This window comes from Gelidibacter sp. F63206 (assembly GCF_023015735.1).
This window is the reverse complement of sequence record NZ_JALKAU010000018.1, coordinates 1-19,608: the sequence shown is the minus strand read 5'-3', so window position 1 is coordinate 19,608 and position 19,608 is coordinate 1. Positions and strand designations below refer to the sequence as shown.

Below are 19,608 nucleotides of genomic sequence, written 5' to 3'. Positions count from 1 at the left end.
ATGGCCAAGATAAAAACTAATCAATCATCCTATGACAGCAGCTGAAATCATAAGCAATATATTTTTACCATTATCTCTTGCCATCATTATGCTTGGCATGGGAATGACTTTGATACTTTCCGATTTCAGTAGGATCCTAAAGAACCCGAAAGCTATTTTAATTGGTCTTTCCAATCAACTTATATTTTTGCCAATAATAGGATTTTCGTTAGCCATAGCTTTTGATTTAAATCCGGTGATGGCAGTTGGATTAATGATTCTATCTACTTGTCCAGGAGGTGCTACCAGCAATTTGATTACACAGGTTTGTAGAGGAAATATTGCCTTATCAGTGACATTAACTGCTATTTCAAGCGTAATTTGTGTCTTTACAATTCCCTTTATTTTGTCGTTTGCCTTAGACTATTTTGGTACTGACACCGGTGTCACCATCAAACTCCCGATATTAAATACAATCATTCAAATAATGGGTATCACCATTATTCCAATTTCAATTGGTATGTTTATTCGCAGATTGAAACCAGACTTTGCCAGACGAATGGAAAGACCAATGCGTATTGCTTCGACCGTAATTTTCATTATAGTTTTTATTGCTGTATTGGTTGCAAATTTCAATATTTTGGGCACAGCAATGAAAGAAGTAGGACTGCCTACTTTATTGCTAAATATTCTTACTATGGGATTGGGTTATTTTACGGCCCGATTGTTCAAATTGGATTTAAAGAGTGCCATTTCCATCTCGGTGGAAAGTGGTATCCAAAACGGAACCTTGGCCATTGTGATTGCTACATCGATATTAAACAATTTTGAAATGAGCATTCCAACTGCAGCTTATGCTATATGGATGTTTATAACCGGTGGTATTCTTATGTGGTTACTTGGCACTAGGATTGACGTACAATCTAGCGAGGAATAGCTCTCGGTCGAGATGGCCTAAATCTGGAAGGGACACTCTTTGTAGTTTCTTAAGTGTCCTTTACTGGATCTTATCTATACTGACGAGATAATCCCTTCTGGAATACTTGATAAGCACATTAATATTCATTATCTTGATTCTCATATGAATAAGTTACTATCAACATACTTTTCAGGGTTTTTATTAGTGTTTGGCAGTATGCTTTCTTTAGCACAAGATATGAGACAAAAGGCTATTCCACTTGAAGGAGATCAAAGTTTGGACAGACTGATTGCAGCAGCTGCCGATAAGGAATTGGTGCTATTGGGTGAAGCAAGTCACGGCACTCATGAATACTATTTGTGGCGAGATAAAATCAGTCGACGATTGATATCAGAACGGGACTTCAGTTTTATTGCGGTAGAAGGTGATTTTGCTAGTTTATACCATCTCAATCTCTATGTAAAAAATTTGGAAGGAGCTGCGAATTCTGCCAAAGAAGTTTTATTAAAGCTCCACCGATGGCCAACTTGGATGTGGTCCAATGAAGAGGTTGTGGCATTGGCCGAATGGCTTCGAAATCATAACGACAAATTGCCTCAAGAAAAGAAAGTAGGCTTTTACGGGATGGATGTTTATGATGAATGGAATTCCAAAAAGGAAGTTTTGGATTTGCTTAAAACAACTGACCAAACCACTTATCACTATGTGAAAGAACAATATAAATGCTTTGAGCCACACAAGGGAGATAGTTGGAGTTATGCCCATGCGGTGAACGCTGGGAAAGATGCATGTACAACCGCTACAAAAAATGTGGTGGATTATATAAAGAACAATCGAAAGAAGTTGTCAAAACTTTCAGATGACGCTTATTTCTATTTGCTACAAAATACGATTGTCGTACAGAATGCTGAGGAGTTCTACAGAGAAAGTGTTGCTTCAAGAGGACCCGGTTCATGGAATTCACGAGTCCATCACATGCATGGCACCGTCAATGAATTATTGAATCTTTATGGCGAACATTCCAAGGGAATTGTTTGGGCGCACAATACACATATTGGCGATGCTGAATATACCAACATGCGAGGTGCAGGTCAAAAGAATATTGGTCAGCTTACCCGAGAAGGATTGGGAGATGCTAATGTGTTCTTGATCGGTTTTACCACTTATGAAGGAAAGGTGATGGCAGGCTCCAGTTGGGGTGCTCCCATGAAGGAAATGACCATTCCGCCAGCTATTCCCAATAGTATAGAATACGAGTTGAATCAATTTGATCAGGACAGATTTTATATCATTTTTGATGAAGAAGATCGTAAGGAAAAAAACCTAGAAACAATGGGCAATAGGGCTGTGGGCGTTGTCTATAATCCGCGAGGTGATAGACGTCAATTTGTGCCTACCATAATTCCGTTACGCTACGACGCACTGTTCTTCTTTAAAAAAACGACTGCTTTGCGAGTTTTGAAAAAGTAAGGATCATTGACCTTGAAATTCAAGCATAATATAAGTAGTCAATAAGCTTAATTCAGTTGGTCTCATAATTCGAGATCGCTAATGACTTCATGTCCATTTTTTTACCATAATGCCAACTACATAACCAAAAATTGCATGGCCAATAGTCCAATAAATCCAAGCCATAACATCATTTGCTGCCGGAGGTTGTTCTGACAGAGCCGTTAAAAAAAACAAGCCTCCCCCACCTATGGTATAAACAAGAATATAAGGCCATATGGTCTTTTGTAAAGTCCAGGTTTTTAAAATAAAAAACAGTGCAATCACACTCACTATACAGGTCAAATAATGAAACAGCTGACCAAAAAGCCAAACCAGTTCTAAGTCCTTAATAATAGGAATATAATCAAAATTAAACAGAAGAATATAGGCCGTATTACCTGTCAATTCCATCACTATTTTTAATACCAACATCAACACAAAACCTGCAATTAAGCCAATTGATGTAAGTTTCAAAAGTTGTTTCATAAAGCCAGAATGTTTAAGGATTGTTATAGGAGAACGTAAAATGAGTGTCAGATCGTTGAGATAGTATCTGTTCCCTAAAATAATATCTCTCTTTAAATTGCAGATTTTCAGAGGACTTTTTTTGAAAAGATTTATAGAATTTTAACTTGGCTTCTAACATTCAAAATAATTTATTACAAACGAAAATACATTATTATGATTTTAAAAAGTAATAAATTACCATTTTATATTGTCAAACATCTCTCATAAATAAGTTATAAAAAATAAAACTTTATTGCTCGTATGCAGCACTTTTAATAGTCTTAATACCGTGATGCATATATTTCAATCGGTATTTATTAAATTAGATGTTCACAATACTCACCATGATTAGAGCCTATAAAAAAAGTGACAGACCTGAGGTCATCGATTTACTAAGACGAAATATTCCAAAATATTTTGATCCTTCGGAAGAACGCGATCTTGAAAAATATCTTGACGATCAAATGGAGGACTATTTTGTATACGTGGAAGGGTTTGAAATTTTAGGAGCAGGAGGCATAAATTATTTTCCTGAAGAAAAAGTCGCTCGGATTTCATGGGATATCGTCGAGCCTAACGCTCAGGGGAAAGGTATTGGGAGAAAATTAACGCAATACAGAATTAATCAGTTAGGAGAAAATCAAAATATTGAAACCATAATCGTCCGAACAAGTCAACATACCTTTAAGTTCTACGAGAAGATGGGCTTCCAACTTGAGAAAGTCGAAAAGGATTTTTGGGCCAAAGGCTTTCACCTCTATCAAATGACAATGAGGAACCATTAATAATTGACTTGTTCTTACTGGATAAGCCAATTATAAAAATTCCTGACCATATTTAATTCCTATTAGCCAGAACATATAAAATCAACAATGAAAATGGAATCGACTTTACCTCCAATAATTCAAGCATCAGAATTACTCAAATTATACACTTCAGAATCTATAGTTATTATCGATGCAAGAAGTGGAAAGGATGCAAAATCAAATTACGAGTCAAAACATTTGGAAGGAGCATTATTTCTTGATTTGGATATTGATCTTGCTGAGGTTAATAATGATCCATCAATAGGAGGCAGGCATCCACTTCCGAAAATTGAAGATTTTGCTAAAACATTATCTACTATCGGATTATCAAATAAAAGTCATGTGATAATTTACGATGATAAAAATGGGTCAAATGCCGCGGCTAGATTATGGTGGATGCTAAAATCGATTGGTCATGAAAAAGTCCAAGTTTTAAATGGCGGAATTCAAGAAGCGGAGAAAGTCAAATTTCCAATGAGCTCAAAATCGGAAGTCATCAAGAAAACAGAAGGATACGAATTCAATGATTGGAAACTTCCATTAGCAGATCTTGATGAGGTTGAAAAGGTTTCACAAATGGAGAATCATACCGTAATTGACGTTCGAGACGCTGATCGTTACCAAGGGAAAGTTGAACCCATAGATTTGGTTGCGGGACATATTCCAGGGGCCATTAATATTCCTTTTTCAGAAAATTTAAATGAAAACGGTCTTTTTCTATCTCAAAGCGACTTAAAAGACAAATATGAAGACATATTTAAAAAGACTGAAAGCAAAAACATAATTGTTCATTGTGGATCTGGGGTTACAGCTTGTCATACTCTTTTGGCAATGGCTTACGCTGGATTGGAAATTCCAAAACTTTATGTGGGCTCATGGGGTGAATGGAGTAGAAATGATAAACCAATTGCAACGCTAAATTCGAAAAGATAATAGTGATTGCCAACGGAAATCAAGGAAAAGAGATATCGCTATAATTACGGTGTGAGCCCATGTATTGAGAATCATTTAAACCTGCTTTGAAATTTTAGCGCATGGCTCCTTCAGGAAACTTCACCTTTTCAGGTTCTACATTTAACATTGGCAAAGCCGCCCTTAAAATTCGATTACGTCGGCCGGTAGTATCAAGTGGTTCAACCGGATAAGAGATTACGGCTTCCATCCAGGCATATGTGTTGATCCTAAAATATACGGCAGGTTCCCATTGCTTGTTCTTATCGGCTGTAAGTTCAGGATAGCGCTCTTTAAAGTCATTACTGGCAGCTTTCAAAAGACAGTTCTCAACAAACTGTAAGTCGCTGGTATAGGCTATTTGGATGGCCGTTTCATTCCATATGAATGGACGCTGGGGCCCTGAATAATTGATGATCTCCTCTCTTAAAATTAAACTGTTGGGAAATCTAATTATCCGTCCACTTGCTCTGTCATTGCCCAAATAATCACCACTACACTCTAGAATAGATGTGTCCAAATAACTGATCTCCACCACATCTCCCCGGAGGCCGTTTATCTGAATACGATCGCCTACTAGGTAAGAACGACGGAAAATCAAATAGACCCAAGCTATAAATGAAGCAATGGGAGCCTGTAAGGCGAAGCCTAAAACCAATGAGATTAATCCGAAACTGACCGCCGCCGCATAAATATTCTGAAACAAAAAGGCCACAACAACAATAAGATTCAATACAATGGTCAGAAATCTTATGATTCGTAGTAGATTATAACGATCGCCTTCAAGATAGTTTTGACTATCAACTATCCGTGAAATAATTTTACTTATTAAAAGGATCAGTGAAATCAAAAATAGGCTGATGCTCAGCTTCTTGAATACAGGGACGTAGTCTGCCCAAGGCTCAAAAATATCAAGTTCTAACAAGTAATGAACGGCTATTAATAATATTGCCATTATCGAATAAATGACAATCCAAGGTTTGTCTTTCTGAATTTTCATGAAAAATTTTTCTTTGACAGGTGAAATTAATACTTCTATTTTAAATTACCACTGCCTTTCCATCAGAAAAGCTTTTGCAGCTCTTGTTAGCATAGAATCTAGTCCGAACGTGGGATTTTGGTTTAGATTTATAAAAATAGAAACCTAAAACTGACAGGAAAACCTCCTGAATACAATGGGTCATTACATTTTATACTCAAGCAATGTCAAAAATCTTCGATTCATTTTCAATGGAGATGACGATGCGGTATTTCAAAAGAGTAAAACTTATCCTATATTTGTCGATTGGGTAAGTTAGTGAAACGTGCTGATCAAGTGTTATTTATCCCGTTTAGCCGTCTCTTTTACAGCCCAGAAAAACTAACCAAAAAAACTATAATTATGTCAGATCAAAAAGTATTTGAAGCGAGTCCTGAAAGCAAAGGAAAAGCAAAACAATTGCGTCTCTTCGCATTTTTAGCCTGGTTCATAGCCATTGCGGGACAAATCTTTGCCATTTTAAAACTAATCAACAATGAAGACTTAATTTGGCTGATCGTTGTAATAGTGGTCATTTTGGCCCTGTCCATCACGGGATCGATGCTTTGGAAAAAAGCAAATCGGTTGGATCCTGCATCTGAAAAGGACAAGGCACGTTTTTTTGTCCAAAATCAGTTGGGCGCCATTATGGGGGTATTGGCATTCTTACCATTGGTGATCCTTATTTTTATGAACAAAGATCTTGACGGAAAAACCAAAGGGATCGCGGGAGGTATTGCCGTAGTGGCTATGTTGATTGCAGGTATATCTGGGGTTGATTTCAATCCGCCTTCTGTTGAACAATACACCAAGGAAATCAATGAACAAACAACGACCTTAAAGGAGTTGAATTTTGACAACGACAATGTCTATTGGACCTCTGCAGGAAATAAATACCATATTTTTGAAGACTGTCAACATATTAGAGGCAGAGAGAATATATCCAACGGAACGGTAAAAGAATCATGGGAGCAGAAGGGCATTTCTGAACTATGTAAAACTTGTGAAAAGAACGCTTTAAAAAACAAAGGGACTTCCGAAGAAGTAAATGTTGACCCATCATAATCTTTGGCATCGATAGTCAGATAAATTAAATCATACATCAGAAATCCGTTTTTGAAGGCATCGAAGACGGATTTCTTATTCTCAAGTTAACTTCATCCACTAAAAACGTAAACAAAACAATATGAACTCCGTTACGATAAGAAAAGCAAAAAGAGAAGATTCATTGGCCATCGCCACTCATTTACTATTGGCTATGGAAGATATTGTATGTGAGTTTATTGGTCAAAAGGACCCAAACAAGGCTAAGGATTTTTTAATCCATTTTATAGCACAAGAGCACAATCAATATTCGTATCAAAACTGTTTTGTGGCAGAAGATGACCATGAGGTTATTGCTGCCGTCAACATTTACGATGGGTCACAATTAATCCAATTGAGGGTCCCGATCAGTCAGTATATAAAAATACATTTCAAGACGGATTTTAACCCAGAAGATGAAACACAACCAGGAGAGTACTATATTGACTCATTAGGCGTAAATCCCAATCAGCAAGGCAAAGGGATTGGAGCAACAGTGCTAAAGTTTTTAATCAATTACTATGTCAACCAAAATGGAAAGACCATCGGTCTGTTGGTAGATGAAGAGAATCCAAAGGCCAAAAAATTATATTTAAAATTGGGCTTTAAGTCCGTGGGGCAAAAAATATTGGTAGGCAAGCGTATGGAACACCTACAAATAAAACCGAAAGCCGAAAGTTATTAAAACACTTAAGGAAGTCGATTAATTATATCTGCCAACTCTATCAATTACAGTTATTTGTCAAAGTCAATGCTTCCTCTAAAAAGTTGTGGACTTAGATTAACGGTCCACATTAATTTGCTAAATTAGTCGCCCTAAAGGCATTGCTGATCATATCTAAAATGTTGGTATTTATGAACTCATTTTCCAATGATAATAACACGAATAGGACATACGAATGATATCCCTGGTATTCTATCACTTCAAGAAAAGTATCTGTATAAAAATCTCAATGAACTTGAGCGGCAAAAGGGATTCGTGACGACCCCATTTACAAGTTCTCAAATTGAAGATATCATTCAACAAAACGGTATATTTGTCGCGGAAAACGAAAGCGATGATATTATCGCATACGCCTTTGCGGGTAGTTGGAAGTATTTTGAACAATGGGAAATTTTTAACTACATGGTCTCTCGTTTTCCGAAATTATCTTTTCATGGGAACCCCATTACTACGGAGAACAGTTTTCAATATGGACCTATTTGTATTGATGAAAAATATAGAGGTAGGGGACTTCTTAACCAACTTTTTGAGGAAATGAGAATTGAGTTCTATAAGAAATATCCAATCTCAATTACCTTTATTAATAAAGTCAATGCTATTTCTGAAAGGGCGCATACCAAAAAGTTGGGATGGGAAAAAATTGATGAATTCGAATTTAACAACAATACTTATATTGGATTGGTATTCGACATGAAAAACTCTGTCTTAAAATAATTTTGTGTCAATATAAAATTGTAAGTTATCACCAACCATAGAAATCTGAATGTTTAAACATCAAGGAAAAAAGAGAACAGTACAACACAATCTTCGGATTGCCATCGTCCTATCTTTTGTTGCCGGAATTGTAAACGTATCGGGTATATTGGCATTCAACGAATTGACCACGAACGTGACTGGTCATTTTGCGCTATTTATTAAGGATGTGGCAGATTTTAAATTTTGGAAGGGAACCATTTATTTTCTTTATATTTTCTCATTTCTTTTTGGCTCCTTTTCATCAAACATACTCATTGAGACTTTTAAGGAAAATAAGAAACTCAATGTTTTTGTTATCCCCACGCTGATTGAATGTGTGATATTATCGGGAGTTGCCATTATGAGCAATTCTTCACAATTTAATGCCGAACTGATGGTTTGTTTATTGCTTTTCGCCATGGGATTACAGAACTCCTTCGTCACCAAACTATCAAATGCCGTAGTGAGAACAACGCATCTTACAGGCTTGTTCACCGATTTGGGCATTGAGCTTTCACAATTATTGTTTCCAAAGAGCCACCCCAATAGGAAAGAAATTAAATCGAACGTCAAACTCCGATTGTATATTATTGCCTTCTTTTTCTTCGGCGGATTAAGCGCAGGGTTTTTTTATTCCACACTGGAATTGAAATTGAATACACTGATTTTAGGTGTCGTCATTTTAATCGTAAGCCTTTTTTATGACGATATGAGGCTGAAATACATTAGAGTAAAACGAAGACAAAAACGCCTTCGGGCCTATTCCAATAAATTACGAAAGCGTACTGTACTTAAGTTCTACACTAAAAAGTCTTAGTTTTCCATTGTATTGGAGACATTCAGTAGTTATACTTCTTCCGGAGAAGTAACTGATCAGTTATTTGCTTTTGTTTAAGAGCACAGGTCTCTTTCCAAATCTTGACCGCAACACAAGGTTTTTAAAAATTAGATAGTATAAAGCAGTGCGGCTCTGACGTAACCCTTTGCTATCAATAACTATCGGGATTGCGGTAAAATAATTAGCCTGTTAATTTTTAGACTTTTGGCATTATGTTTCATACCGATTAGTTATCAATGGTAATTTCTGCACCATTTTAGAAAATAAAATAAAAAATATCTTTGATAAGAAATCGATTCATCGTAATATTGCAATGAAGTAATTAATTGAATTATGGGCATCTCCAAAACGGAAATTTTTACAGCACAGCAAAACGAAATTGCACTTTTCGCCAAAGCTTTTGGTCATCCTGCTCGGGTGGCCATTTTACAACATCTATTCAAAATTGATACTTGTGTTTGCGGCGATCTGGTGAATGAAATCGGTCTTGCACAACCTACTATTTCACAACATCTTAAAGAGTTGAAAAATTTAGGTTTAATACAGGGGAGTGTCGAAGGCACTCGGGTTTGCTATTGTGTAGATCCTGGGAATTGGACAAAAATGAAACAGGTTCTCTCTGAATTCTTAAATCAAGATGTTTCCATAAAGAAAGATTGCTGCTAATATCACTGATTATATAATCAATATAAAATTTCATTACCATGAAAAAGGAACAAGAATTAAAAGACATCGTCAAAGAACGCTATACGCGAATTGCCGAACAAGGAAAAGCAGAAAATGCAGCCTCGTGTTGTGGTGCTACCACACCTTCCAACAAGATTTACAATATCATGATGGACGACTATTCTGAAACTAAAGGCTACAATGAAGATGCCGACCTGGGCTTAGGATGTGGACTTCCAACCCAATTCGCTAAAATAAATAAAGGCGATACCGTGATCGATTTAGGTTCGGGAGCTGGCAACGATTGCTTTGTAGCACGACATGAAACAGGTCCAGAAGGGAAAGTCATTGGTATTGACTTCACACCAATCATGATAGAAAAGGCGCGTAATAATGCCGAAAAATTAGGCTATAATAATGTAGAGTTTAGAGAAGGCGATATTGATGCCATGCCAGTAGGCGATAATGTAGCCGATGTGATTGTCAGCAATTGTGTACTCAACCTCGTGCCAAATAAGCAAAAGGTGATTGGAGAAATCCATAGAGTATTAAAGCCGGGAGGTCACTTTAGTATTTCGGATATTGTATTGGTAGGTAATCTTCCTGCTGCTTTAAAAGAAGATGCTGAAATGTATGCGGGATGTGTTGCCGGTGCCATTCAAAAATCAGAATATCTGCAATTGATTACCGATAGAGGTTTTCAAAACATCACCATTCAAAAAGAAAAACCAATTACAATTCCTGATGATATTTTAGCAAAATACCTTACCACAGATGAAATGAATGCCTTTAATAAGGACGCCACAGGAATTTTCAGTATTACTGTATACGCCGAAAAAGAAGGTGCAGCCTCAGAAAAGCCTAAAATAAAACTATCTGAGATTTCAGAGGGCACTACCTGTTCGCCAGCGACAGGCTGTTGTTAAACGAACTACCTCGACCTAAAGGTACGAAGTGTCAAATTAAAAATACTTTTGTAACTTCGACTCAGGGCGTCGGGGAATAAAATTCAAAAGACCCCACAGCAAAGCGGGATTGGTTTAATTATCAATTTTTAAAATAATCAAATTGCTCGGGTGATTAAAAACCATGTCTGATCTTAATAATGTGTTTTTTGATACCTGAGCAATTTACTTTTTTAGTACCTTCGTTACTATGACTACACTCGATATTCGCACTGTTGACGTGGTGCAATATGTTAGCCCTTTACGCGAAGGTGGCTCACTTCCAGCAATTGTAAAAGCTGACGATGGATTTATGTACGTCCTCAAATTCAGAGGCGCCGGACAGGGTAAAAAGGCACTCATTGCCGAATTCATAGGCGGCGAATTAGCAAGGGCTATTGGCCTGAAAGTTCCTGAAATGGTTTTTATGAACCTTGATGATTCCTTCAGTAAAACCGAGCCTGACGAGGAAATCCAAGATTTATTAAAATTTAGCGTTGGTCTGAATCTTGGTTTGCATTTCTTATCGGGAGCCATCACTTTTGACCCTTTGGTGAATCAAGTGGATGGACTACTTGCTTCTAAATTGGTATTATTGGATAGTATTATCAGTAATATTGACCGTACACCAAAAAACCCGAACCTGTTGGTTTGGAACAAAGAATTATGGGTAATTGATAACGGTGCCAGTTTTTACTTCCACCACAATTGGCCAACATGGGAAAATCATCTCACCCGATCCTTTCCTCTTATAAAAGATCACGTTCTGTTAGCGCAAGCCACCCAATTACCTGCAGCTGCAAAGAGTATTGAATTGTCACTTCCACCTTCAAGAATTGTTGATATTATAGCAAGCATTCCGGAAGATTGGTTGATCAATGAAGGCGATACGATCTCTCCTGATGAGATGAGAGCTGCTTATATCCTTTATCTGACCACAAAACTTTCAATGATTGATGTTTTGGCAAAAGAAGCTCAAGATGCAAGATAAAGTGACTTACGAATATGCCATTATCAGGATTGTTCCGAAAGTAGAACGGGAGGAATTCTTTAACGCTGGCGTGCTTCTTTTTTCCAAACGAAAAAAATTTTTGGGGATCAAATATAAAATCGACCAAAATAAGCTGGAAGCCTTTTCAGAAGATTTGGACCTCAAGATGTTGAACAATCACTTAAAAGCCTGGGAAGATATCTGCAAAGGGAACCCGAAAGGAGGATGCATTGGGGAATTTGAAGTGTCAGACCGATTTAGATGGCTGGCAGCTCCAAGAAGTACCATCATCCAAAGCTCCAAAACACACTCTGGATTGTGTTCAGATCCTCAAGAAGAATTGGAACTTCTGTTTAAGACATTCGTTTTATAAAGACCAATCACCGCTATCCTTAATTCTATATAATAACAAAAACTGGGTTTAGATTAAAATCAGAGCTTTATGCCGTCATGGACAATGGATAGAAGAAACTTATTTTTAGAAAATCTGTTCTGCAACGCTTATAGGTATAGTAGATTTTACAAGGTGTTGGAAACCAAGCGTTCTTTTGTCAATACAATTCTGTTGGGATGATTATTTTTCCATCTTTGGACGTAGTTTTATCGATTTTAAACGTATTTCTGTTAACTTCGGAATCTCATTACTATTTTATAAGAATCGTCAAACTTTTTGTGATAATAAATGATGTTTTTATCTACAGTTAAAGTAGGAGCTTCTATTAAATTTGAGATAGTCTCTGAAAACAAAACTTTAGGAACTGAAAAACTTGTCATAGGATTACTTCTCACTGCAATGCATATTTCAAAAATAGTATTTGATGTAATTTCTCCTTTTAAGTATCTGGTGTAATAAAATTCAAGATAATCACTACTTATACAAGGTGCGTAATAAATATAGTTTTGATCATTAATGTTTTGTAAGATTGTTGTAGAATTTGGGAGTGTACTAAATGTGAAAGCATTAATTTTTTTTGCAATACCTAGTGTAGTTTCACAAGGACCAAGGCAATTCACATCATCAAACCTTGCATTATTGAAGTATAAATATTGACCGTCAAGGCTTATTCCATGATCCATTACTAACCAACCTGGAGTATTCATATTAAAGTCTCCCTGAACTCTACCAATATCATTGATGTTTCCAAAACTAAAAGTCCCATGGAAGAGGTTATTTAATTCTGTTGGATAATTCCTTGTTGATGTCCAATAAAAATTACCATTAACATCCATATCAGCAACTGCATCTAAATGGGGCGTTTCTGATTGATTTGCACCTGTTAATTCTCTAACAAAGTTGAAAGTTGAATCATTGACCTTAGTTGCATAATATAACTTTGTATTTATACCATCATTTAAATTATTAAAGAATAAATAATTTCCATCCGGTGAGATAAATGGCTCCATTGCATCAACAGACAAACCATTAATTATCACTTCAATTTCAGGACCGAATTCAGGATATACCGTCTGTGAATTAATATTTTCATTACCATTGGATGTGCATGAGAATGTAAATAATAATATAAGTGAAACTTGAAAAATAAATTTTATTCTCATTTGTAGATTTTAAAATGACTGCCAATGGTTTTTTAAGAATAGTTGAATGATTATGGAACTAATTTAGCGAATAAAATTACAGATATAATATTCCGCAGTAATTTTCGTAGGTTGAAAATGGTCAAATGATTTATTGTACAAGATATCATAAACAGTTTTCAAGTCTCCTTGTTTTAGTAAATTAATCAATGAGCATTTTATTTCGGAATTACTTTGTTCTTCGAAATTCGTTCCAATTTTCACAAAGTCATAAGGTGTAAATTAACCATTTCTATCCGATTAGGAACAAGTCGAATATGCATAACTTTGATCGAGCAGTTTCTTTGCTATGACACAAGTACTTAGTTTTTATACTTGTTTTCCGCTGCTATGGATAGTAAATATAGAATGTTAATAAAATCGCAGACATATTATAAATTCCATGTGCCACTATTGATGCTGTCAATCTTTTTGTAGTTAAGAATAGTAATGTATACATTATGGTTGGTACTAAAATATCAAACCAAGCCAAATTGTCGGTCGGCATATGACCAATGGAAAATACAATAATTGATAATATTGCTGAAACCCAAGTTCCAGTTTTAGGGTTTTTAAAAATGCATTTTAGGGTATTTATAAAATAGCCTCTGTTAAATATCTCTTCCGTTATTCCTCCACCGATGACTCCTAACGCGATAAATGCGATTGTTCCCGTTAAACTCCCATCATACATAGTCAGCATTGCTATTATATCATCCCTGTTAGCGCCACCCGTATTTGGGATTATCAAAACAAATTGAAGCGCAGTCCATAAAAATCCAAAGATAAGTCCAAAAAGGATATCTCTTTTGAGGTTTGAAAACTCAAGGCCAATAAATTTAAAGTCTTTTTTTAATATATTGAGTGATATGAAAAGCAAAAAGACAATAGATGCAAATTGGAATAGAGCAATAAACAATAAATTAATTCCAGTCTTTCCTCCATTTATTTTAGTTATCCCGAAAAATATATCTGGCAATATAAATAGTGCATATCCTATGATGATGGTTAGGATAAAGACGACTAAAATTTTAGATTTACTAGGGTGTTTTTGGTCGGTGTTTGCCATCATTCTTTTATTCTACGATTTAACGATTTAATTTAACTTTTGTAGCGCACTCAGACGTTCTGCTATGGTCAAGAATGAAATAATGTCTATCAGTTGCTTATCAAATTTCACATCTTTGAGCTTAAATTCAAAATGTATTTTAATCCGTCATAAAAACTTGGATATGGAACGTGTCCATAATGGTCATAGGTTACATATTTGAATGATAATCTATCACCCAGTATAGATTCCACTTTTTTTGAAAAGTCGAGCATTTCGTGATGAACTTCTTTTTTAGGGTCAAACGGATCGACTAAAGAGTTTGCAACGAATAGAGCTTTACCGTTAAACTGGTCTTTGTTTGTAAAGGCTTTATCGATTAACGCTCCAAAATAAGGATTCATATCTGCATACCAACCTGCACTATTACCGATATAGTTATTGAAAAACTCTGGCTTCTCCAAAAAAGCATATATAACAAATAGTCCGCTCAAAGACCTTCCGCGTATTGTCCTTATGCCATTTGAACGATAGTTTTTCTCAATATGTGGGATCAGTTCATTTCCAATAAAAGAAAGAAAATTTTCAGCTCCAGGATGTGCAACTTCGTAGGTAGGTGTACTTAATGGCATCATATCTCTGTCACGGTCTGTATTTGGAATGGCAACAATGATCATTTTTGCTCTTAGCTTTTGAGTTACATTGATAGCCTCGATGAGATTGCTTTCCAATCCGTCTAAAACATATAATACAGGATAAGTCTCATTTGAAGTTTCGTAATCTTTCGGAAGACTTACTATGAGTTCCCTTTTCTCGTTTAATATTTTGGAATCGAGACTGTCTTTAATTCCAATTTTGATAGTCACATCTTGCGAATATCCCATTGATGTTTTTAGTAATCCTATAAAGACAAAGAGTAAAATATTATTTCTCATTTTGTGTTATTTTCAAAATGTAGTTCGCTGTCTTGTGTAATAAATGTACTGGCTTAGGAATATATTACTGTCAACCGAGAATCAACGTTATAATTATATGCTTTGTTTGTTTTGTTCTTTCAGCTTAAATACTTTTTGTAGCCTTTGCTTGGGTATCGTAAAATTTATTCCTTTTTAGTCTGCTGTTATCTCGTCTATTTCCTCAATAATCAATTGACCTAATCCTGTTAATTGTTGATATTGTTCAATCATTGTTTCAAATTGCCAAGCTGCCAAGCTAATGACATTTCTATAAGCTGGTTTTGAGGTATATTCGATGAATGCTTGGTCATATTCAGATTGAGGTGTGGCTTTAGTTACTAAGGAGTCTATTGGTATAAATGCCGAAGCCAAAATAAGTGACCTATCGAATTGTGTATCGAGATAATTCTCTTGGTGAACTGTATATTGATTGTAACTCCTCTCATTTTCTGCAATGACATCTACCAGACCGTGATATTTAGCCAAAAGTGAATCGAGCTTGGTATTGTTTATTTTACCATAATATTTAGAGTTTTTCAATGATTGATAACCACCTGAGTTAGGTTTGAAATAGAAATCAGCAAAGGCAACACCACTTACTTTAAATAAAAAGAGATTTTCATTTTCAGTCTTGTTCAGGATGCTATTTCTTGCTTTTTTACAGACGTCTGCAATTTGTTTTCTTCCTTTACTTAATTCTTCTAATTGTTCAATATCTTCTGCCGTATGTGTTTTAATTTTGGTCAAATATTCGTTTAAGGAATTTTTATCTTTAATGGACTGATTCCAATTGTTTATCTGTAATGCAATCAAAATCCCGATTACAACCAATAGTATTTCTCCTAAAGCATACTTTAGGTACTGCATTATTTTATTGTTTAAAATTAGCTTTCGTCTTATTTTTCTAAAGAATTTCATAAGGTGGTTCCAAATTGTTTACAACCGTTTAAATGTGATAGTTGCGTGATATAAACACTTAAAATAATAAAAATTGACCGAGCCTGTGGAAATTCCGCTCCTGATGCTATCGGGATTCCAGACAGGCGAGAACAAGCAACTATTTATACACGGCATTTCGTTGTTGTTATTTAGCTTAATTTCGTTTTTCGACCTTCTACGTTTTAGTTTGTTTGGTCAAGACTTTATTCCGAAAAATTTCTTAATCCTGATTGAGTATGCAGTTCCTTAATTTGCTAAAATCGGTATTCAGATTGTCATTTTCTATTATTGTGGTCTGATAAATCTAATTCCATAAACAACAAATAGTCCTTAAATTCTGCTGGAATTTCCATTTCTGGATATGGTTCTATGTCGCGAAATCCAAAACTTCTATATAAAGAGTGAGCTGCTTCCATAAACTTAGGACTGTCAAGTCTAACCTTTTTGTAATCGGCTTTTTTCGATTCTACTAAAAGTCCTTCAAGTATAGCTCGTCCAGCACCAATTCGTCTGAAAGTTGGGTCAACAAACATCCGTTTTATTTCTCCGATTTCTGAATTGATGCTCTTTAGGCTCCCAAGTCCACAGATTTTGCCTTCATAAACAGCTATGATTAGTTGTCCGTATGGTGGTTGAAATTTACTTATTTGCTGAATGTCCAGCTTAACCGCTTCTTTAGGATTATGAGGATGAACGCCATAGAGTTCTTCCATTTTGTCGTTACCCCAAACCAAATAGTCCAACCATAGTTTTTCAATACTCTCAATGTCGTCAGGAATTTGAGCATATCTTACTTCGACTTTAGATTTTTTTGCCATAATTACTGTTTTATTCGGTTTCGCCTTTCAGCTAATGATTATATATGAGCTGTGACGTGATTTATAACCTAATATTCAATATACTTTCCAGACTTGAAAATCTGTGAAGATTTTCTGAACTGGACGGGTTTGGCAATGGCTTATACACGCCTTAAGTTTACAATTCATTAAATTTAAGCATAACAAGAATAGACAGGGCATAAAAATTTATCTTTTAGTATGTCTTTTGTCATTTTTTAATATTGTTTAGCTCAATTGTAACTCAATATTTTCGTGTTCTTTAATTATATCTATTATGTGGTCAAAATTTTTCAGATCTGATTTGCTTTTTTTACTTCGATGCCATTTTAATATATATATTTCATCAACATCGTGAACTCCAAACCCGCCATACAAAACATCATTGAATGCGTTGAGGTTTCGTCCGATTTCCCAATTCAATCCAAAGGTCATTTTAGATTCAATTTCTCGATAGAAACCTTTCATATTCGAAAATTTATTTCCGTTTATCTCGATTATTCGCATTCCTGAAAATTAAGCACAACCTTTAGTCTAAGAATAGTGGCGTGGGTTAAATACCTAAATTAGGAAAAATTGACCGAGGATGTGCAAATTTCCTTCATGTCACGCTTTTTAGCATGAAATAATTTCCAAATATCCGAGTACAAGCAATTAATTATAGCCATCGTTGTGTGTGGTTATTAATTGTCAAGATAATATTCAATCTCAAACTCAAATTCGGTTTGTTTTTCAGGTCTTATAGTGATATTTCCATAAGTTCCTATTACTTCCGCCTCTGATTTCCAATTACCTCTTGTGAGTTTAAATTGTGCAGGACTTTTTAATTTAAGAGTTATTTGTCTCTCAAAATCAGAAATTTTTTCCATCTTGATTTTTTCAGGATTCCAATTCCCCAAATTATCTTGATTACCTGTAATGTATATTGTATCTTCCTTTTTAAGCACTTTTACTTTTATTGTGGCTTCATATTCTTCTTTACTTAATTCTTTCTCTTGTAAATCAAGTATTTGTTTAAAATAAAAGTCAAGTCCTTTGTTTAGACTTGGCGGAAACGTACCCCAATGATTACATTCTGGAAATTCATTTATTTGAACTTTGAGGTTATTGTTTTGTAGTTTTTGTTTATAAAAAGAATATACTTTCTCTCTTGCTGGTTTCCACTCTTTCCAATAGTCTATACCTTCGTTAGCACTGCTTAAATATAAATACGTTGGTTTTTCTATTTTGGAATAATCAAAATTCACAAGCTCGTTTGCCAATTTATCTTTGTCATATGCCAGATTTGGCGAAATGGCTATGTATGAATTAAACAAATTAGGATTTTTAATAAATGAGTTTAATACAAATGAAGCACTTAATGAATGTCCAACTGCTATCCTGTTATTTAAAGTTCTGTAGTTTGAATCTATAAATGGTATTATTTCATCACTAACAAACGCAAAGAAATTGTCAGCATTTCCGGAGTATTTTCCATATCTGCTCTTTGAGTTTTCTGTTTCTAAAACAGGTAACAAATCATTATTTCTTGCGTAATCAAGTTTTTCATTGTACGGTGAAGTTATCCCAACAACAATGTATGATTTTGTATTATCAGTCAGAAATGAAATCATTGAACTCGTGTAATCAAAGAACTCTCTGCTTTGACTGTCAAATACATAAATAACATTAAAAGATTCATTTTCTCTCCAATCGTAATCAACTGGTGTGTAAATTAAGATTTCTCTTTCTTGATTTAAGTTTTTTGATTCGATTTTGACATTTTCAACTCTTGCTATATTTTGTGCAGATGTCGAACTTGAATAAAACGCTATTATAGTAATTAGAATAATGTTTTTTATCATATTTTGTCGGTTTCGTTTAATTATACACAAAGTTTATGGATAAGAATAGTGTGGTTTTGTGTGCGTGCATTTTCCGAAAGAAAATCGGACGTAACAAAAGTACACTTACCTTTGATTGAGCACTTGTTTTAGCATTATTTTATACATTTTTGTGCATAGTTTTTGTTTTCATAATTTAATGGCTAAACATATGGGACAGCAACTTCTAAATTTCCTTTTCCTAATGAGAAGGAAATGTTTAAAAAAATTATTCTTTCACGAATGGAACTTGACTCTAAATTATCAAGCTCATCCATTTCAATATAATTTTGTAAGTCTGAATAAAGTTTTTCTATTTTTTGCTCTTCAAGTTCAATTTTTAATGATATAGAGATATCAGAAAACTGTTTAACATCAACTACGTCACCTGAATTATTTATAATCTCATTTATTTTATCAAGGGCTGTATATTTACTTTCTTTAGAATATCCTTTCCAAAAAATAAATTTGTTTGTCATCTTTCAAATTATTTTTCAATGTTGTTTTTAGCTAATTGTGCACCGGCGACGTTTAGTATAACCGCAGTTACGGATAAATATACGAGGTTTTTCGATTAAGCACTGACTTTAGCAATTACGCGTGGATTCGGACGTAGTCGAACCCGCCGTAATTGCAGTTATGCAGTGTGTGTGCCCAGTATGGGCATCTTTACCTTACTGCAAAGTAAGATATTAATTTAGAGGGTGCAAGTCCCTTATGCGCTGGAGTAACTTCTGGAA

General features: G+C 35.0%; 22 protein-coding genes. 12 read left to right on the top strand and 10 right to left on the bottom strand.

What is annotated here, in order from left to right; genetic code table 11:
* Positions 1-31 precede the first annotated feature (31 nt).
* A complete protein-coding gene (locus MWU32_RS00345; protein WP_246936677.1) occupies positions 32-916 on the top strand; it encodes a bile acid:sodium symporter family protein in 885 nt (294 codons plus the stop codon).
* Between the two features lie 144 nt (positions 917-1,060).
* Positions 1,061-2,368, top strand: coding sequence for an erythromycin esterase family protein (locus MWU32_RS00340; protein WP_246936675.1), 1,308 nt, complete (start codon positions 1,061-1,063; stop codon positions 2,366-2,368).
* An 87-nt stretch (positions 2,369-2,455) separates the two neighbouring features.
* Here MWU32_RS00340 and MWU32_RS00335 read toward each other — a convergent pair whose 3' ends face one another.
* Positions 2,456-2,875 (bottom strand): hypothetical protein, encoded by a 420-nt coding sequence (locus MWU32_RS00335; protein ID WP_246936673.1) that lies wholly within the window; start codon positions 2,873-2,875, stop codon positions 2,456-2,458.
* Between the two features lie 347 nt (positions 2,876-3,222).
* On the opposite strand from MWU32_RS00335, the gene MWU32_RS00330 reads away from it, so the two are divergent.
* Positions 3,223-3,681, top strand: a complete 459-nt coding sequence (locus MWU32_RS00330) for a GNAT family N-acetyltransferase (protein ID WP_246936671.1) — start codon at positions 3,223-3,225, stop codon at positions 3,679-3,681.
* A 93-nt stretch (positions 3,682-3,774) separates the two neighbouring features.
* On the top strand, positions 3,775-4,635 hold the full coding sequence (locus MWU32_RS00325) for a sulfurtransferase (RefSeq protein ID WP_246936669.1): 861 nt from the start codon (positions 3,775-3,777) through the stop codon (positions 4,633-4,635).
* Positions 4,636-4,729: 94 nt separating this feature from the next.
* Here the strand turns inward: MWU32_RS00325 and MWU32_RS00320 are convergent, their stop codons facing one another.
* On the bottom strand, positions 4,730-5,653 hold the full coding sequence (locus MWU32_RS00320) for a mechanosensitive ion channel family protein (protein ID WP_246936667.1): 924 nt from the start codon (positions 5,651-5,653) through the stop codon (positions 4,730-4,732).
* A gap of 381 nt (positions 5,654-6,034) precedes the next feature.
* Here MWU32_RS00320 and MWU32_RS00315 point away from each other — a divergent pair, with 381 nt between their 5' ends.
* The 8 genes from MWU32_RS00315 (at position 6,035) to MWU32_RS00280 (ending at position 12,025) form a co-directional block, all read left to right on the top strand.
* Positions 6,035-6,736: a hypothetical protein gene (locus MWU32_RS00315; RefSeq protein ID WP_246936665.1), complete on the top strand. Its 702-nt coding sequence runs from the start codon at positions 6,035-6,037 to the stop codon at positions 6,734-6,736.
* Positions 6,737-6,857: 121 nt separating this feature from the next.
* Positions 6,858-7,439 carry a GNAT family N-acetyltransferase gene (locus MWU32_RS00310; protein ID WP_246936663.1) on the top strand — a complete coding sequence of 194 codons (582 nt, stop codon included), beginning with the start codon at positions 6,858-6,860 and terminating at the stop codon, positions 7,437-7,439.
* 186 nt (positions 7,440-7,625) lie between these two features.
* Entirely contained in the window at positions 7,626-8,192 is a 567-nt protein-coding gene (locus tag MWU32_RS00305) for a GNAT family N-acetyltransferase (RefSeq protein WP_246936661.1), read from the top strand.
* A 49-nt stretch (positions 8,193-8,241) separates the two neighbouring features.
* The gene (locus tag MWU32_RS00300) at positions 8,242-9,030 is read left to right on the top strand and encodes a YoaK family protein (RefSeq protein ID WP_246936659.1); all 789 of its coding nucleotides are present in this window, start codon (positions 8,242-8,244) and stop codon (positions 9,028-9,030) included.
* 354 nt (positions 9,031-9,384) lie between these two features.
* Entirely contained in the window at positions 9,385-9,717 is a 333-nt protein-coding gene (locus MWU32_RS00295; protein WP_246936657.1) for an ArsR/SmtB family transcription factor, read from the top strand.
* A 38-nt stretch (positions 9,718-9,755) separates the two neighbouring features.
* A complete protein-coding gene (locus tag MWU32_RS00290; protein ID WP_246936655.1) occupies positions 9,756-10,643 on the top strand; it encodes an arsenite methyltransferase in 888 nt (295 codons plus the stop codon).
* Positions 10,644-10,872: 229 nt separating this feature from the next.
* Positions 10,873-11,652, top strand: coding sequence for a HipA family kinase (locus MWU32_RS00285; protein ID WP_246936653.1), 780 nt, complete (start codon positions 10,873-10,875; stop codon positions 11,650-11,652).
* The gene (locus MWU32_RS00280; protein ID WP_246936651.1) at positions 11,642-12,025 is read left to right on the top strand and encodes a DUF3037 domain-containing protein; all 384 of its coding nucleotides are present in this window, start codon (positions 11,642-11,644) and stop codon (positions 12,023-12,025) included. The genes MWU32_RS00285 and MWU32_RS00280 overlap by 11 nt, the downstream gene beginning before the upstream one ends.
* 251 nt (positions 12,026-12,276) lie before the next feature.
* Here MWU32_RS00280 and MWU32_RS00275 read toward each other — a convergent pair whose 3' ends face one another.
* The 8 genes from MWU32_RS00275 to MWU32_RS00240 form a co-directional block, all read right to left on the bottom strand.
* Complete coding sequence (locus MWU32_RS00275; RefSeq protein WP_246936648.1) at positions 12,277-13,209, bottom strand: hypothetical protein; 933 nt, start codon at positions 13,207-13,209, stop codon at positions 12,277-12,279.
* 367 nt (positions 13,210-13,576) lie between these two features.
* The gene (locus tag MWU32_RS00270; RefSeq protein WP_246936647.1) at positions 13,577-14,299 is read right to left on the bottom strand and encodes a CPBP family intramembrane glutamic endopeptidase; all 723 of its coding nucleotides are present in this window, start codon (positions 14,297-14,299) and stop codon (positions 13,577-13,579) included.
* Positions 14,300-14,403: 104 nt separating this feature from the next.
* Positions 14,404-15,210: an alpha/beta hydrolase gene (locus MWU32_RS00265; protein ID WP_246936644.1), complete on the bottom strand. Its 807-nt coding sequence runs from the start codon at positions 15,208-15,210 to the stop codon at positions 14,404-14,406.
* Between the two features lie 174 nt (positions 15,211-15,384).
* The gene (locus tag MWU32_RS00260; protein WP_246936642.1) at positions 15,385-16,098 is read right to left on the bottom strand and encodes a DUF6090 family protein; all 714 of its coding nucleotides are present in this window, start codon (positions 16,096-16,098) and stop codon (positions 15,385-15,387) included.
* Between the two features lie 347 nt (positions 16,099-16,445).
* Positions 16,446-16,988, bottom strand: a complete 543-nt coding sequence (locus tag MWU32_RS00255) for a GNAT family N-acetyltransferase (RefSeq protein WP_246936640.1) — start codon at positions 16,986-16,988, stop codon at positions 16,446-16,448.
* 246 nt (positions 16,989-17,234) lie between these two features.
* A complete protein-coding gene (locus MWU32_RS00250) occupies positions 17,235-17,513 on the bottom strand; it encodes a barstar family protein (protein ID WP_262914688.1) in 279 nt (92 codons plus the stop codon).
* Between the two features lie 176 nt (positions 17,514-17,689).
* Positions 17,690-18,850, bottom strand: coding sequence for an alpha/beta hydrolase-fold protein (locus MWU32_RS00245; RefSeq protein WP_246936636.1), 1,161 nt, complete (start codon positions 18,848-18,850; stop codon positions 17,690-17,692).
* Positions 18,851-19,032: 182 nt separating this feature from the next.
* A complete protein-coding gene (locus tag MWU32_RS00240; protein ID WP_246936634.1) occupies positions 19,033-19,347 on the bottom strand; it encodes a hypothetical protein in 315 nt (104 codons plus the stop codon).
* Between the last annotated feature and the right edge of the window lie 261 nt (positions 19,348-19,608).